General features: G+C 45.9%; 14 protein-coding genes. 9 read left to right on the top strand and 5 right to left on the bottom strand.

Annotation, left to right across the window (positions count from 1 at the left end; genetic code table 11):
- The first annotated feature begins 137 nt into the window (after positions 1–137).
- The 3 genes from FXO21_RS16865 to FXO21_RS16855 all read left to right on the top strand — a co-directional run bounded on the left by FXO21_RS16865 (position 138) and on the right by FXO21_RS16855 (position 6,240).
- The gene (locus FXO21_RS16865) at positions 138–2,906 is read left to right on the top strand and encodes a DNA gyrase/topoisomerase IV subunit A (RefSeq protein ID WP_149641174.1); all 2,769 of its coding nucleotides are present in this window, start codon (positions 138–140) and stop codon (positions 2,904–2,906) included.
- Between the two features lie 174 nt (positions 2,907–3,080).
- The gene (locus FXO21_RS16860) at positions 3,081–3,686 is read left to right on the top strand and encodes a SanA/YdcF family protein (protein WP_149641173.1); all 606 of its coding nucleotides are present in this window, start codon (positions 3,081–3,083) and stop codon (positions 3,684–3,686) included.
- Complete coding sequence (locus tag FXO21_RS16855; protein ID WP_225865720.1) at positions 3,655–6,240, top strand: DUF5686 and carboxypeptidase-like regulatory domain-containing protein; 2,586 nt, start codon at positions 3,655–3,657, stop codon at positions 6,238–6,240. Before FXO21_RS16860 ends, FXO21_RS16855 begins: the two co-directional genes overlap by 32 nt.
- Here FXO21_RS16855 and FXO21_RS16850 read toward each other — a convergent pair whose 3' ends face one another.
- Positions 6,241–7,212, bottom strand: coding sequence for an ABC transporter ATP-binding protein (locus FXO21_RS16850; protein WP_149641172.1), 972 nt, complete (start codon positions 7,210–7,212; stop codon positions 6,241–6,243). It abuts the gene before it with no gap.
- Entirely contained in the window at positions 7,212–7,787 is a 576-nt protein-coding gene (locus FXO21_RS16845; RefSeq protein ID WP_149641171.1) for a nitroreductase family protein, read from the bottom strand. The genes FXO21_RS16850 and FXO21_RS16845 overlap by 1 nt, the downstream gene beginning before the upstream one ends.
- Positions 7,788–8,000: 213 nt before the next feature.
- Here FXO21_RS16845 and FXO21_RS16840 point away from each other — a divergent pair, with 213 nt between their 5' ends.
- Positions 8,001–8,321 (top strand): heavy metal-binding domain-containing protein, encoded by a 321-nt coding sequence (locus tag FXO21_RS16840; RefSeq protein ID WP_149641170.1) that lies wholly within the window; start codon positions 8,001–8,003, stop codon positions 8,319–8,321.
- A gap of 12 nt (positions 8,322–8,333) precedes the next feature.
- Here the strand turns inward: FXO21_RS16840 and metF are convergent, their stop codons facing one another.
- Positions 8,334–9,290, bottom strand: coding sequence for a methylenetetrahydrofolate reductase [NAD(P)H] (gene metF, locus FXO21_RS16835; protein WP_149641169.1), 957 nt, complete (start codon positions 9,288–9,290; stop codon positions 8,334–8,336).
- Positions 9,291–9,694: 404 nt separating this feature from the next.
- Entirely contained in the window at positions 9,695–10,153 is a 459-nt protein-coding gene (locus FXO21_RS16830; protein WP_149641168.1) for a GNAT family N-acetyltransferase, read from the bottom strand.
- Between the two features lie 122 nt (positions 10,154–10,275).
- On the opposite strand from FXO21_RS16830, the gene FXO21_RS16825 reads away from it, so the two are divergent.
- On the top strand, positions 10,276–10,989 hold the full coding sequence (locus FXO21_RS16825) for a YebC/PmpR family DNA-binding transcriptional regulator (protein WP_149641167.1): 714 nt from the start codon (positions 10,276–10,278) through the stop codon (positions 10,987–10,989).
- Between the two features lie 2 nt (positions 10,990–10,991).
- Here FXO21_RS16825 and FXO21_RS16820 read toward each other — a convergent pair whose 3' ends face one another.
- A complete protein-coding gene (locus tag FXO21_RS16820; protein WP_149641166.1) occupies positions 10,992–11,438 on the bottom strand; it encodes a transcription elongation factor in 447 nt (148 codons plus the stop codon).
- A 182-nt stretch (positions 11,439–11,620) separates the two neighbouring features.
- Between FXO21_RS16820 and FXO21_RS16815 the strand changes: the two genes are divergently transcribed.
- The 4 genes from FXO21_RS16815 (at position 11,621) to rlmB (ending at position 15,578) form a co-directional block, all read left to right on the top strand.
- Positions 11,621–12,541 carry an aspartate carbamoyltransferase catalytic subunit gene (locus tag FXO21_RS16815; protein ID WP_149641165.1) on the top strand — a complete coding sequence of 307 codons (921 nt, stop codon included), beginning with the start codon at positions 11,621–11,623 and terminating at the stop codon, positions 12,539–12,541.
- A 27-nt stretch (positions 12,542–12,568) separates the two neighbouring features.
- Positions 12,569–13,459 carry an SDR family oxidoreductase gene (locus FXO21_RS16810; RefSeq protein ID WP_149641164.1) on the top strand — a complete coding sequence of 297 codons (891 nt, stop codon included), beginning with the start codon at positions 12,569–12,571 and terminating at the stop codon, positions 13,457–13,459.
- A 71-nt stretch (positions 13,460–13,530) separates the two neighbouring features.
- The gene (locus tag FXO21_RS16805) at positions 13,531–14,826 is read left to right on the top strand and encodes a GWxTD domain-containing protein (protein ID WP_149641163.1); all 1,296 of its coding nucleotides are present in this window, start codon (positions 13,531–13,533) and stop codon (positions 14,824–14,826) included.
- On the top strand, positions 14,802–15,578 hold the full coding sequence (rlmB, locus tag FXO21_RS16800; RefSeq protein ID WP_149641162.1) for a 23S rRNA (guanosine(2251)-2'-O)-methyltransferase RlmB: 777 nt from the start codon (positions 14,802–14,804) through the stop codon (positions 15,576–15,578). The genes FXO21_RS16805 and rlmB overlap by 25 nt, the downstream gene beginning before the upstream one ends.
- Positions 15,579–15,595: the final 17 nt, after the last annotated feature.

Raw genomic sequence — 15,595 nt, 5'->3', positions numbered from 1 at the left:
ATTAGCAGTTAATTCAAACCAATCTCGCGGTAATATTCGTCCTGTACCGTTCTTTCAGGCGGTGCAGTCCTTCATCGAAAGCCGTAGATTAAGACCTTACATTACTGATAGTTTAAAACCTGGTTCCTCCTTCATTTATGGACGAAAACGGAGCTACGCCTGACGTAGAAGATAGCGGATTGCATGATAAATTGCCCATTTCGGGTTTGTATGAAAACTGGTTTCTGGACTATGCCTCTTACGTAATTCTTGAGCGTGCGGTACCTGCTGTTGAAGACGGTCTTAAACCGGTTCAGCGGCGCATTATGCATGCGCTCAATGAAATGGACGACGGGCGTTTTAATAAAGTGGCCAATGTGGTCGGCTCGTCGATGCAATACCACCCGCATGGCGATGCTTCCATCTACGATGCGATCGTCAATATCGGCCAGAAAGAATTGCTTTTTGATACCCAGGGAAACTGGGGAGATATCCGTACCGGCGACAGTGCCGCTGCGGCCCGTTATATTGAAGTTAGGCTGTCACGGTTTGCCAAGGAGATCGTTTTTAATGACGATACCACAGACTGGCAGCTTTCTTACGACGGCCGGAAAAGGGAGCCGGTAACGCTTCCTGTAAAATTCCCCCTGCTGCTTTCACTGGGCGTGGAAGGTATTGCGGTTGGCCTCTCTACCAAGATATTGCCTCATAATTTCTGTGAGCTGATCGAAGCCTCCATTTCTATACTTCAGGGAAAAGACGTCACAATCTTCCCCGACTTCCTCACCGGCGGGCATATTGACGTTTCAAACTATAATGATGGTCACCGCGGTGGAAAAGTGCGGGTGCGTGCCAGGATTGAAGAAGAAGACAAGAAAATGCTTGTTATCCGCGACATTCCTTTCGGTACCACTACTACCTCCCTGATCGACTCCATTGTAAAAGCCAATGACGGCGGCAAGATCAAGGTCAAAAAGGTAGTTGATAATACGGCTGCGGAGGTTGAAATACAGGTACACCTGGCACCAGGCGTATCTCCGGATATTACCATGGACGCACTTTATGCATTTACGGAATGCGAAGTATCCATTTCACCAAACGCTTGTATTATTATTTCAGATAAGCCTCATTTTGTAGGAGTTACTGAGATTTTGAAATACAATACCCAGCAGACGGTACATTTACTGCAACGTGAACTCGAAATCAAACGACTCGCGCTTCTCGAAAAAATCCTTTACGGCTCTCTTGAAAAAATATTCATTGAAAACCGCATTTACCGCGATATTGAGGAGTGCGAAACCTTCGAGGCGGTAATCAGGACAATTGATAAAGGACTTGAACCATTCAAAGCGCAGTTCTATCGGGAGATCACAGATGACGACATAGTCGAGCTGACGGAAATCCGAATCAAGCGTATTTCCAAATATGACGGTTTTAAAGCCGACGAATTGATGCGCAAATGGCAGGAGGAATTGGCAGAAACCGAAGACAACCTGGCCAATATCACCCGTTTCGCGATCGATTATTTCCGCGACCTGCTCAAAAAATATGGAAAAGGAAGGGGAAGAAGGACTGAGATACGTGCATTCAACCAGATTTCGGCCAACATCGTAGCCGCCAACAACCAGAAACTATATGTTAACCGCGCCGAAGGGTTTATCGGATATGGTCTTAAAAAGGACGAGTATGTGATGGATTGTTCGGATATCGATGATATTATCGTGTTCAGGGGTGACGGTAAATGCCTCGTTACCAAGGTTCAGGAGAAAATATTTGTCGGAAAGGACATTATTCACTGCGCGGTTTTTGTCAAAAATGATGAGCGCAAAGTATATAACCTCGTTTACCTGGAAGGAAAAACGGGCGTTTCCTATATTAAAAGATGCCAGATCACGGCGGTTACCAGGGATCGGGAATACGATCTGACCCAGGGTTCTCCCAAATCGAAGATCACCTACTTCACCGCAAATGATAATGGTGAGGCGGAGATCATCACGGTAAGCCTCACAGCCCAGAGCAAAGCGAAAGTCAAGCAGTTTGACTTCAATTTTGCCGAGTTGCTGATCAAAAACCGAAGTGCAATGGGTAACATTCTGACCAAATATCCGGTCAGGAAAATTGTGATGAAGCAGGCCGGCCGCTCTACGCTGGGCGGTGTGGATATGTGGTTCGATCCGATCATCGGGCGCCTCAACCGCGACGAAAGAGGTGAATATCTCGGAAACTTCGGCCCGTCCGACAGCATTCTGGTGATTTACAAAGACGGATCCTACGAACTCACCAACTTCGACCTGACCAATCACTACGTACCCAATGAAGTGTTGCTCGTGAAAAAATTTGACCCTGCCCTTGCCATCACGGCCATTTATTTTGATGGCGGGCAGAAACAGCATTTTATTAAACGTTTCAACATCGAGACTTCCTCGCTGGACAAGAAATTCCTGTTTATCAGCGACGCCAAGAACAGCAAATTGCTGCTGGCCAGTGCGGACAAGCGGCCCGTACTTGAAATTGTATACCCGAAAACACCGCAGAAAGAACAAACCGCAGTGGAGTATCTGATTGAAGAAATGGTGGACTTGCGTGGCTGGCGCGCGATGGGAAACAAGCTGCCAAACGATAAATTCAAAGATATACGCTGGCTAGCCCCACTACCAGAACCTGTGGCAGAGTCAACAGAAGATCCTGAGCCGGTTGTAGAAGAGGATGAAACAAGTGAAGATGTAACCGATGGATCCGAACCGGAAGTTTTAGCTGAAAATACCGTTATCTTAACTGAAAAATCGGAGGATACCGCTGAAACTGAAGCAGATCAGCCAGCAGAAGAGAAAGAAAAACAGGTGAATGAGGAAGAGAAAGTAGGTAAATCAAAAAAAGACAATAAAAAGGGTCCGGATTCGAAAAGCCAGCTGGGTTTGTTTGGATGAACATAAGTATTAAGTCAGTGTAGCCCGGCGCCAGCGGCAACGAAACGGTCATTTTTTGCGTATAGTAAACAGATAGCAAGGCAACATTGCAAGTAACGTCGGCATGAGTGCGGACACATTCTGATTTAGGTGAAAAAAGCAATAAAGATCATATTAGCCTCACTATTCGCTTGCATGGTTTTCATCTTGCTTTGTAACTTGTGGGTAGTGTATTGTACAAGGCAATACAACTATTTCTCGATTGAAAGCCTGCCTTCCAACGATGTTGCATTGGTACTCGGTACAAGTCCGAAATCTGAAAAAGGGAAGGATAACCTTTTCTTCAAATATCGCATGGAAGCTACTGCAAGGCTATTTAAGGAAGGGAAGATCAAGTACATCATATTGAGCGGGAACAACGATTCGCAGTATTATAATGAGCCGCTTTCCATGCAAAGGGCGCTCCTGAATCTCGGTATACCTGAAAATGTAATGACCCTCGATTACGCCGGTTTCCGGACATTTGATTCTGTTGTCAGGTGTAAAGAACTGTTTAATCAGGACAACTTCACGATCATATCCCAGAATTTTCATAATGCCAGGGCACTGTATATTGCACATAATGAGGGCATTGACGCAATATCCTTCGCCGCACAGGATGTTCCGGACGGGTATTCAATGCGTACGCTGATCAGAGAATACCTGGCCAGGCCCAAAGCAGTTCTGGACGTGCACATTTTACGGCCGTCTGCGGATATAACCTCCAACAATGAGATCAGGAACAATGAGAGACCGAAGTGAGGGCATGCGTACGAGGCGATTAGCGGTTGATCGAAATGCTTTCTTTAATATCACAATATTCTTATTTCTACTTACATTAATCAGCTCGGGAAAAGCTGTATCACAAACAACCCATGTGATCAAAGGCCGGGTTACCGATGCCAGTACCGGCGACCCTATCCCCTTCGCCAATATTGCGATTAGAGCATCGCTCTACGGCACTACTACCAATTTTGATGGATTTTACCAGCTTCATTACAATCCGCCGGCCGACTCTATCAGCGTAACTTATGTCGGCTACGACAACCGCAGCAAAGCGATCCAGGCAGGGATAACCGAGCAAACAATCGACGTGCAGCTCGCTCCCGGCTCAACCCAGCTAAAAGAAGTAAAGATCTTTGCAGGTGAGAACCCTGCCTGGGCAATTTTACGTAAAATTGTGGCCAACAAAAGGAGTAATAATCCGGACAATCTGGGCGCGGTTGAATATGAGAGTTATAACAAAATCCAGATTGACATTGATAACCTTTCGGAAAAATTCAGGAACAGAAAGGCTGTCAAAAAGATGACGCACATTGTTGATAAGTATGATGAAGTGAAGGGTGAAAATGGCGAAACGATCATCCCTATCTTTATTTCAGAGTCAGTTTCTAACGTTTTTTATCGACGAGATCCTAAGAAGAAAAAAGAGATCATTAACAAAACGAAGATCTCGGGTGTAGGCCTTACAGACGGAAGCCTGACTTCGCAGCTGATCGGATCTTCATTTCAACAATATAATTTTTACAATAATTGGTTAAACCTCCTCGAAAAAGATTTCGTCTCGCCTATCAGCGAAAACTGGAAGCTATATTACGATTTCTACCTTGCCGATAGTGTCTACAATGGTTCCAGCTATGATTACCACATTGAGTTCGAACCCAGACAAGAGCAGGACCTGGCATTTACGGGGACATTCTGGGTAGATGGCGACACGTATGCATTGACGCAGATCGATGTCAATGTAGGTAAAAAAGCAAACCTGAATTTTATCGAAAAGATCAAAATTCAGCAGTCTTACGAACTTTTTGAAGACGAAGGCAAATGGGTTACTGCAAAAACGCGCGTACTAATCGACGTGGATGAACCCACAAAACAAACCGCCGGAATGCTCCTCAAATTTTATTCAGCCAACTCGAAGTTTAAGCTGAATGCCCCTCGCGATAATAAATTTTATGATACCGCGATCGAGCTGAAAGAAGACTACATGAAACATGATTCCGCTTTCTGGATCAAAAGCCGGCCCGAGGCGCTCAGTCCGAGCGAGCAACTATCATTCCAACTTGTTGATTCACTGCGGGTTTTGCCGGTCGTGAAAACTTATACCGAGATATTGAACATTCTTGTAAACGGATATAAGAAGATCGACAAATGGAATATCGATATCGGCCCTTATTTGTTTTTGTACGCTAACAATGCAGTGGAAGGGCACCGTTTCCGTATGGGTTTCCGTACAGACCCAGGTTTCAGCCGTAAATGGATTTTCAGTGGTTACGGCGCGTATGGAACGCGGGACAAAGCTTTTAAGTACGGCGCGGGAATGGACTATATCATCGACAGAAAACCCTGGACGATGGCGGGCATTTCCTATTCAAAGGATTTGGAACGTCTTGGGGTATCTGCGGAAACGATTGGCCCTAATACTCTTTTTGGGGCATTTTCGCGTTTCGGTGCATTTCGCCGGGCATACTGGCAGGAAGACATTTCTGCCTATTTCAAGCGTGAGGTTGTGAAAGGCCTGACGGGTAGTCTGCAGATCAGGCACAGGGATTTCAGGCCGCTGTTTCCCTTTGCTTACAAAACCAACCCGGAAGCCGGTATTGACTCGCCTACCAGGAGTTCTTTTGACATTACAGAAATTAATCTTGAAACGCGATTTGCGAACAAGGAAACATTCCTTCAGAATGACAACGAGCGGATTAGTATGGGCAACGGGAATTCTCCGGCATTTACGCTGCGCTACACGCTGGGAATCAGGAATTTCCTGGGAGGTGATTTTAATTATAACAAACTGTCTTTCAACGTAAAGCAAAGTTTTCGTACCGGGGTAATCGGGAGAACTTATTACAATATCACATTTGGACTGATCCCCTCGACACTGCCCTACCCGCTCCTTTATACGCCGCTGGGAAATGAGTCGCTGTTCTATGTGGACAATGCATTCAATATGATGCGTTATTTTGAGTTTGTCAGCGACCGCTACGTTTCCCTTCGGTTAGAACACAACTTTGAAGGCTTTCTGTTAAACCGCATCCCCGCTATCAAGAAATTAAAGTGGAGAATGCTCGCTACTGGAAAGCTGTTTTATGGCAGCATCAGCGACGCAAACCTTTCCCTGACTGCTTCAACCGACGAAGCAGGAAATGAGATCCAGCTGTTTAACAAACTGAAAGACAGACCGTATCTGGAACTGGGTTATGGGATCGATAATATTCTAAAAACCGGCAGGATCGACTTCGTCCATCGGCTGACTTACCTGGATAATCCTAACGTGACACCCTTTGCAGTGAAGATTTCTTTCTGGTTTAGCCTTTAACTACAGGTTACCAAGATCCTTTGCCGCGTAAGTCAGGAATACCGTTTCTCCTATCCCGACATTCAATTTATTCCTGTAAAACGAAAGCTGCTCCTTCCCATTCGTGCAGCGTATTTCCCAGTAGTTTCCATGAAAACGAATGGCTTCTACTTTTCCCTGCCATTTGCTTTTTTCCTGTTTCCGGGTAGCTTTGATCTTTTCCGGTCTGATGAAATATCGCTTCTCCCCGCTGCCAAGCCAGTTGATCCCTCCCGTCAATTCGGCTACATAGCTATTGACAGGCTGGTTATACACTTCCGACGGTGTGCCGATTTGAATGATCTTTCCATTTTTCAGGATAGCGATCCTGTCGGACCAGGCGAGCGCGTCCGATGACTCGTGCGTCACGAAAATGCAGCTGGTTTTTTGCTGCCTGCGCATACTTTCAATCGCATCGCCCAGTACGCGCCGGTTGTGGTTATCGAGATGCGCAAAAGGTTCGTCGAGCAATAATACATCCGGTTGCTCGGCCAGTGCCTTCGCTATGGCGGTACGCTGCTTTTCACCTCCCGACAACAACTTCGCTTTGTGGGTTCGTACAGAACCGAGCCCCGCAATTTCCAGCAATTCCGCTACACGCTCGTTACGGTACCCGGTATCATAAAAGCGAAGAGAATAGGCTATATTCTCTTCGACAGTTTGATTGGGAAAAAGCTCAAATTCCTGGTGTATCAACCGGATCGACTCATGCCCGGGAATCAATTCTCCGCTTACAGATTTCAGTTCATCCCCATTGAAGATAATTTTACCCTGATCGGAATCCAGAAACCTAGCAAAAATGCGCAGGAGCGTGCTTTTACCCGAGCCGCTCTCGCCCAAAATCGCCAGCCACTCTCCTGCCCTCAGTTCCAAATCAATATCAGAAAGTACAGGCTGGTCACCGAACTGTTTGGAAACCTTATCTGCGCGAAGAACCGTCTTATTTTTTGCCATTATTCCGCCCAGGTAACCTTGCCTTCAATGGGAGTCCGGCGGGCAGGTACTTCGGGGGCATCGTGGTAGCCCATGAAAAAGAGGCCCATACATTTTTGGTTTTCGGGAAGTTCAAGAAATGCGCCAAGCTCCTTCAGGACGCCCGGACTACTCCAATAGGAGCCTAATCCATAGGCTGTGGCAGTAAGCCACATATTTTGTACCGCGCACGCAACGGAAGCTGTTTCTTCCCACTCGGGCAGTTTGTCGGGGTGGAGCTCCGCATTGATAACAATTACGCAGCCTGATTTCAGGACTTTCTCACCGGCAGCGTCATAGCGCGCCTGCACATAAGATTCGGGAGGCGTAACGGTACGGTACCTTTCCGAGAAAAAGCCGGCAAGTTTGTTAAGGCTGGCACCTTTGAAAACGATGAATCTCCAAGGCTCCGTCAGCTTGTGTGTGGGTGCATAGTTGGCATTTTCAAGGATATTGCTGATCACCTCATCCGGAATCTCCTTCTGGATATAACTTGGAGGAAAAATGCTGCGTCTACTGCTGATGATTGTATTAATTGTCTTGACAGACTGTTCCATAACTACTTTTTTAATCTTAATAACTCAAAAACAAAGCTAACCATTATTCTTTCGGGGCTGTCGCCGGGGCTTTTTAAAACTGACAAATTTCCACGTTTAACTAAAAATTACCATCATGAGATGCTTCTTTGCCGTTAAACCACTATTTTACACCCTGCCTTTTTCAAAACGACTAAATTCATCCCCGAAAATTAAACAAAACCGAACGCTGATATGCTTGTTACTACTACCCCGAATATCGAAGGCAAAAAGATCATTAAGTACATTGGTTTGGTAAATGGCGAGGCAATTATCGGCGCCAATTTTTTCAAAGACTTCCTGGCAAACATCCGGGACGTAGTTGGCGGCCGCTCAGGCTCGTACGAACAGGGGCTTCGCGAAGCAAAAAGCATTGCGATCCGCGAAATGATGGACCAGGCACAGCGGCTCGGTGCCAACGCAGTAATCGGCGTGGATATCGACCTTGAAACAATAGGCGGAAACAGTTCCATGCTGATGGTCAGCGCAAATGGAACTGCTGTATGCTATGAATAAGCCGGATTTGACTTAAAAAACCTGTCTCGCGATCTGGGAAACATTATCTGATTTGCCCATTGTGTAAAAATGCAGTACAGGAACCCCATATTCAATTAATTCCCGGCACTGCTGTATTCCCCATTCGATTCCCACCTGGCGCACCTCCTTGTCGGAAGCACATTTTTCTACCTCTTTCACAAGGTCCTGCGGAAACTCAAGATGGAAGATCTGGGCGAGCACTGAAAGTTGTTTCCGGGTGGCAAGCGGTTTCAAGCCTGGAATAATGGGCACTGTAATACCCTCTGCACGGCACCTTTCTACAAAGCGGAAGTATTTTTCATTATCAAAAAACATCTGTGTAACAATGTAGTTGGCGCCAAGCTCAACTTTCTTGCGCAGGTGCTGGTAATCTGTATCGAAACTGGTCGCATCGAAATGCTTTTCGGGGTAACCAGCCACGCCAATGCAAAAATTGGTAGGAAACATTTCCGTTTCCGCGTGCAGCAAGATCCCTTTATTCATGTCACTTACCTGGCTTACAAGTTCGGAAGCATACGTGTGGCCTCCCGACTTGGGCTTAAAAACGCCAGCCGATTTCTCAGGATCACCGCGCAAAACCAGCACATTGTCGATCCCCAGATAATGGAGATCAATCAATACGTCTTCCGTTTCATCTTTGGTAAAACCTCCGCAGATTACATGCGGCACTGCGTCGACGTGGAACCGCTCCATTAACCTTGCACAAATCCCAACAGTCCCAGGCCTTTTACGGATAGGTACCCGCTCAATTATCCCGTCGGTCCCGACCCGGTCGATCAGTTCCTCCCGGTGATAGGTAACATCCACAAAAGGAGGCTTGAATTCCATGAGCGGTTCGATAGAATTGAGCAATTCATTAATATTCTGACCTTTTAATGGGGGGATAATCTCGATGGAAAACAACGTTTTACCGTTGGCCTGCTGAATAAAATCGGTTACTTTGGTCATGAAATGGTATGGCGTGTTCTGATAATGCTACAAATGAACACGATTTCGTTTTGCTAACCAATTAGTAGGGAACAAAAAAATGGCCTACCGCATTACAGTAGGCCATTCCACGTAAACCCTCCTCTATCAGTGTTCGTCAAAAATGTTATTGGGTTTCTGACGGGCGTCAGTCCCAGGCAACAATTTGCTTGACTGAATACTAATAACTAAAATTCTGTGCCAAATTATCAAACAAAGTGGGATAGAGCAATTTTTATCGAAGTTTTTTTTTAAAATTCGTAGTTTTACTACTACATTTTCTGGGAATATTCCAGTACCATTCAATTTTAATTCAACCGAGCCCTACTACCAGTGTTTATTAATTCAGCAAAGTTGGGAATTCGTTCCCCATTTGGTGGCTTTCACTATTTTTCTTTCGCTATTCTGGTCATTTCAATATGATCGATCTCGTCCTCCGGATATATTTCACTGGATTGTATAAAACCGAATGATTCGTAAAATCTTTTAAGATACAACTGTGCACCAATGCGAATAGTAACTTTGCCGTACAGTTTTTCGGTCATTCCGATGGAGATATTCAGCAATTCCACGCCAGCACCTATCCCCCTGGCAGCGGACGAAACCGCAATCCTGCCGATAGACGGATAAATATAGGATAAGCCAGGCGGCACTATTCTCGAAACGGCCACAAGGGCATCGTCGCGGTAGCCCAATAAGTGGTGGCAGAGCTGATCTTTGTTATCCATATCGAGGAAACAGCATCTTTGTTCTACCACGAATACTTGCGTGCGGAGGCGCAGCAATTGGTAAAGTTCTTCTTTGGAAAGCTCATCAAAAGTTTTGAATTGCCAGTTGAGGATCATTTTGTATATGTTATTCTTTGTGAAAATTTATTTTTTGCCTGATCTGTCCGTCTTTTTATTTTTGTGCAAAATATGATCACCTTCGTGTCATCTAAATCTTTATACAATTAACAATAACAAGCATGGGAAGGGCTTTTGAATATAGAAAGGCTAGAATGTTCAAGCGTTGGGATAAAATGGCCAAGACCTTTACCCGGATCGGCAAAGAAATCGTTCTTGCGGTAAAAAGCGGAACTGCGGACCCCGCTACCAACGCGAAACTACGTGTTCTTTTACAAAATGCCAGGGCAGCCAATATGCCGAAAGATACGATCGAAAGAGCGATCAAACGGGCAACCTCCAAAGATCAGGAAGATTATAAGGAAATGGTTTATGAAGGTTACGGCCCGCACGGTGTGGCGATTCTGGTGGAAAGTACCACTGATAACCCGACCAGGACAGTAGCCAATGTAAGAAGCTATTTTAACAAGCTCGGTGGCAGCCTGGGTACCATGGGAATGCTCGATTTCATTTTCGACCGTAAATGCATTTTCAAGATTAAGAACAATGCAAAAGACCTGGAAGAACTGGAATTCGAACTGATCGACCTTGGAGGAGAGGAAGTTTTTCTCGACGAGGAGACGGATTTGATCAATATCTACGGCGAGTTTTCTGCATTCGGTGCATTGCAGCATTATTTTGAAGAAAATGGCTACGAAATCGTAGAAGCTGACTTCGAACGCATTCCGAACGATACCAAGACTTTAAGTGAAGAAGAAGCTGCCGAAGTGGAGAAACTGATCGAGAAAATTGAGGATGACGACGATGTGCAGCGCGTGTACCATAATATGGCCTGAACCTAATGTAAGCTCAGGATTTCGTGCTGCTTTTTCATAAAATCAAATTTATTTCCGACCTCTTTTCCTAATAAGGAAGCGCCGACCGGGGAAGACGAAGAGACTGCCAAAACGGTCTCTTCATTTATTTTAACCGAACCCAGACTGACCGCGACGAAAAACCAGCCCGCAGTCGTTTCCAAAAGAGAGCCTACTGCAACGCGCTGGCTTTTTTCCCCCGGATTCACCCTTTCCAGAATCAGCCTCTCCTGGCGGGTTTGCTCAAACTGCCTTGCGTGCATATTCCTGTCGAGCTGCCCCATGGAGCGGGAAGTTTCATATTTGTCCCCCATTGAACTTTTGCCCTGGTCATTGGCCGATTCCTGTGCGGCTTCCATTGCATCCCAGGCCACGCGCATTCTTTCTTCCAGCAGCGATTTCAAATGTTGTAAAACGGTCGACTTTTCCATATCAAAGAATAAAGGTTCCCCCTTTTGGCAACCTTATTAAAACTACACTTGCCGGTAAAGTTAAGCGTTCAAAGATCCTGAATGACATTTTTGAAATTTTCTTGAGTACCAGAATTGCGGTCAGTTTTTTCTCAATGCCAGCTTCCTTGCTATCTTTGCGAAACTTTCATTGACAATTCACAATGACAAAACTTTCGGTCCGGCATTTACTTGGAATTAAAAACCTGAACGAGAACGACATCCAGACGATTTTAGATACAGCGACTGAATTCAAGGATGTCATCAACCGGCCCATCAAGAAAGTACCTTCCCTGAGAGATATTACTATCGCCAACGTTTTCTTCGAAAATTCCACCAGAACCCGATTGTCTTTTGAGCTTGCAGAAAAGCGGCTTTCAGCTGACGTAGTCAATTTTTCAGCATCCGGCAGTTCAGTCAAAAAAGGTGAAACCCTGCTGGATACGGTGAACAACATCCTGGCCATGAAAGTGGATATGATCGTGATGCGCCACAGCAGCCCGGGAGCGCCGCATTACCTGTCCACCCGCATACCTGCAAATGTTGTTAATGCTGGCGACGGCACGCATGAGCACCCTACCCAGGCGCTTCTGGATGCCTTTTCAATGCGCGAGAAATTGGGGGATCTGCAAGGGAAGAAGATTGCGATCATCGGCGATATTACGCATTCCAGGGTAGCTTTATCCAATATATTCTGCCTTCAAAAGCTGGGTGCCGAAGTAATGGTTTGTGGGCCTTCCACACTGATACCTAAACATTTAGGCGAATTGGGCGTAAAAATTGGTCACAATGTAAAAGAAGCGCTGGAATGGTGTGATGTAGCAAATGTGCTTCGTATCCAGCTGGAAAGACAGCAGATCAAGTACTTCCCCTCCCTCAGGGAATATTCGCTTTATTTTGGAATAAATAAACAAATGCTCGACGACCTGAACAAGGAAATCGTACTGATGCACCCCGGCCCGATCAACAGAGGCGTGGAATTATCTTCCGACGCCGCCGATTCCCACCACTCCATCATACTGAATCAGGTGGAAAACGGAGTAGCAGTGAGAATGGCCGTGCTTTATTTGCTTGCGCAACAATAACAAATTCTTCACCCAAAGTCTGGTACTATGTCAAACACGGAAGGAATGCTCCGCGAAGGCTCGCTCGCGAATAAGACGATCATAGTAACCGGCGGCGGGACGGGATTGGGCAAATCGATGGCTGGATATTTTTTAAAATTAGGCGCCAATGTGGTGATATGCAGCCGGAAAGAGGATGTATTGAAAAGCACTGTCGAGGAGCTGAAAGCGAGTTCAGGCGAAAATATCTTATATGTTCCCTGTGATGTCAGAAAGCCTGAACAGATCGAGAATGTGATCAGCAAAGCAATTGAAAAGTTTGGTCAGGTGGATGGCTTGGTCAATAATTCGGCCGGAAATTTCATCAGTCCGACTGAGCGGCTCTCTTACAAGGCAGTAGATGTGGTGGTGGATATTGTGTTGCGCGGCTCCTACTATTTTACATTAGCATTAGGTAAATATTGGATTGAAAAACAGATCAAAGGAACGGTACTAAGCATTTCAACGACATATGCGTGGACAGGTTCCGGCTGGGTGGTTCCGTCTGCGATGGCGAAAGCGGGTGTACTGGCGATGACCAGGTCGCTTGCATTTGAATGGGCCAGCCACGGTATCCGCCTGAATGCGATCGCGCCGGGTCCGTTCCCAACCAAGGGTGCCTGGGACAGATTATTCCCCAAAGAGCTTTCAGAAAAATTTGCATTCGAGAACAGAATCCCCCTCAAACGCGTCGGCGATCATCAGGAACTGGCTAATTTGGCTGCCTATCTCATGTCAGATTTTTCAGCATATATGACTGGTGAAGTAATCACACTCGATGGTGGCGAAGTGCTCTCTGCCGGACAATTTAATTTCCTCGGAGAAGTCACTGGTGATCAGTGGGATACGATCGAAAACCAGATCAAAAACGCGACCAGGAATCCCGGCAGCGGCCAATGAAAATTTTATTGCCGTTTTATTGGGTAATTTTGCGGGTTCCTTCGTTATTTGACAAAGGTTGAAGAAAACACATGAGAACAAGTTTTAACGTTTTGGCCCATATATTGACGGTAGCTGCTCTCGCCGGTTGCGCGTCATCCAACAAATCTGTCAAGCAATTGCCGGAGGCACAGGTCAGGTCTACGTCCACTCAGGAGGCCGCCCCCCTGGTCAGCGAAGAGCCCTCTCTCATTGCCATCCAGAGCAAATACATTTTAAAGGACACCACGCAAACCCGCGTCTATTTATACGTCGATGCGTACAAAGGTAAAAACCCGATAACACCGGCTGATTTTATCAAAACCTACAATCTCAACTATGTCATTTATTCCGACTATGGAACAAGGGAACGTTTGGGTTACGGTAATGTAAAACTTGACTCTTCGAATGTATCAACGTCAGGTCAGAAGATTGTGGTTTCTTATGACCTGAAAAGCCCGAACCGTGATTACGGCGTACTTTTGAGCGAGATCAGCCAGACAGGTACATTGGAGAAGGTATTGAATGATCTGACTATCCGATTCAAAAAACTGGATATCAATCAAACTTACGGCGTTTATACGTCCAGTAGCACGCAGCCATTGCAACGGCATTACATCAATTCGAATGAGTCGGTTGTAATAAAAAAGCTGTCCCCGGGAGATCAGCAGCAGCTGCATGTTTTTTACTATAACCACGATTTTGAACCTGCCGGCTCTCCGATGAATATCGCCAATAAGGGTATAAATAAATCGCTGGAAGTAGACAGTACCTTTACAATCCAGTCGGATCAGCCCTTGAAATTTGAAAAAGAGGGTTTGTACAATATCTTTTCCGACACTACTCAGGCAGAAGGATTAGGTTTATTGGTTGTAAATGAGCGTTTTCCAAAGGTTACGAGGCCACAACTTTTACTTGGCCCGCTGCTTTATATGAGTACAAATACGGAGATTAACGAGATTAAAAAAGCAGAGGATTATAAGAAGGCGCTTGACAAATACTGGCTGACGCTGATGAACGGGAATGCGCCGTTGGCGCAACAGTCGATCCGGTCGTTTTATAGCCAGGTGGAGGAAGCCAATCAGCTGTTTACAACATATAAAGAGGGATGGAAAACCGATAAAGGCATGATTTACATCGTGTTAGGGCCACCTGATAAAGTTCAGAGGAGCAAAGACCGCGAAGTTTGGAGTTACGACCAGCGCGGCAATGCCCAGAACGTCAATTTTACATTTAACAGAAAAAACAACCAATTTGTGGATGATCATTATGAACTGGTCCGGTACGCCGAATACCAGCCCATCTGGTATCCTGTAGTCGAAGCATGGAGAAACGGCAGTATACGGTAAGAAAACCCGCCCCAAAACAGTCCACGGCCGATATGGTCTTCGGGACACAGTCAGTATTAGAAACTCTCCGTTCGGGAAAAGAGATTGAAAGATTATTCCTGCAAAGGGAACTCGGTTTTTCAGAAATTGAAAAGCTCGCCAAAGAAACGGGCGTTCCTTTTCAGCGGGTACCTATTGAAAAACTGAATAGGATAACCCGCAAAAATCACCAGGGCGCGATCGCATTCGTTTCCCAGATCCAATACATGCCGCTGCACAATGTGCTCACGCAGGTTTATGAAGATGGAAAAACACCGCTGCTCCTGCTTTTGGACCGCATTACCGACGTTCGAAACTTCGGCGCAATTGCCAGAACTGCGGAATGTGCAGGTGTCCAGGCGTTAATCGTACCCACCAAAGGCGGCGCGCAGATCAATGCAGATGCGATGAAAACCTCTTCCGGTGCATTAAACTTCCTGCCAGTCTGCCGGGAGCCTAATTTATACGAAACGCTGTTATACCTCAGAAACAGCGGCTTACAGATTGTCGCCTGTACTGAGAAAACTGAAAAATCAGTCTATGATATTGATTTCTCAATTCCTACGGTCATTATCATGGGTTCAGAAGAAGATGGCATTTCAAAGGAATTCATCCATTTAGCCGACAGCGGCGCAAAGATCCCTCTCATCGGCCAGGTTGAATCGCTGAACGTATCAGTTGCCAGCTCGATTGTATTATATGAGGCTGTGCGGCAGCGGATTGGGAAGATCTAACTAAGTGCCCCTAACAA

This window comes from Dyadobacter sp. UC 10 (assembly GCF_008369915.1).
Taxonomy (GTDB): Bacteria; Bacteroidota; Bacteroidia; order Cytophagales; family Spirosomataceae; genus Dyadobacter.
Note: the sequence above shows the minus strand (reverse complement) of the source record. Positions and strands in the feature narration are given on the sequence as shown.

What these genes read in the sequence shown, in the direction of transcription:
- FXO21_RS16865 (WP_149641174.1), top strand. Translation starts at nt 138, where the DNA reads ATGGACGAAAACGGAGCTACGCCTGACGTAGAAGATAGCGGATTGCAT.
- FXO21_RS16860 (WP_149641173.1), top strand. Translation starts at nt 3,081, where the DNA reads ATGGTTTTCATCTTGCTTTGTAACTTGTGGGTAGTGTATTGTACAAGG.
- FXO21_RS16855 (WP_225865720.1), top strand. Translation starts at nt 3,655, where the DNA reads ATGAGATCAGGAACAATGAGAGACCGAAGTGAGGGCATGCGTACGAGG.
- FXO21_RS16850 (WP_149641172.1), bottom strand. Translation starts at nt 7,212, where the DNA reads ATGGCAAAAAATAAGACGGTTCTTCGCGCAGATAAGGTTTCCAAACAG.
- FXO21_RS16845 (WP_149641171.1), bottom strand. Translation starts at nt 7,787, where the DNA reads ATGGAACAGTCTGTCAAGACAATTAATACAATCATCAGCAGTAGACGC.
- FXO21_RS16840 (WP_149641170.1), top strand. Translation starts at nt 8,001, where the DNA reads ATGCTTGTTACTACTACCCCGAATATCGAAGGCAAAAAGATCATTAAG.
- metF (WP_149641169.1), bottom strand. Translation starts at nt 9,290, where the DNA reads ATGACCAAAGTAACCGATTTTATTCAGCAGGCCAACGGTAAAACGTTG.
- FXO21_RS16830 (WP_149641168.1), bottom strand. Translation starts at nt 10,153, where the DNA reads ATGATCCTCAACTGGCAATTCAAAACTTTTGATGAGCTTTCCAAAGAA.
- FXO21_RS16825 (WP_149641167.1), top strand. Translation starts at nt 10,276, where the DNA reads ATGGGAAGGGCTTTTGAATATAGAAAGGCTAGAATGTTCAAGCGTTGG.
- FXO21_RS16820 (WP_149641166.1), bottom strand. Translation starts at nt 11,438, where the DNA reads ATGGAAAAGTCGACCGTTTTACAACATTTGAAATCGCTGCTGGAAGAA.
- FXO21_RS16815 (WP_149641165.1), top strand. Translation starts at nt 11,621, where the DNA reads ATGACAAAACTTTCGGTCCGGCATTTACTTGGAATTAAAAACCTGAAC.
- FXO21_RS16810 (WP_149641164.1), top strand. Translation starts at nt 12,569, where the DNA reads ATGTCAAACACGGAAGGAATGCTCCGCGAAGGCTCGCTCGCGAATAAG.
- FXO21_RS16805 (WP_149641163.1), top strand. Translation starts at nt 13,531, where the DNA reads ATGAGAACAAGTTTTAACGTTTTGGCCCATATATTGACGGTAGCTGCT.
- rlmB (WP_149641162.1), top strand. Translation starts at nt 14,802, where the DNA reads ATGGAGAAACGGCAGTATACGGTAAGAAAACCCGCCCCAAAACAGTCC.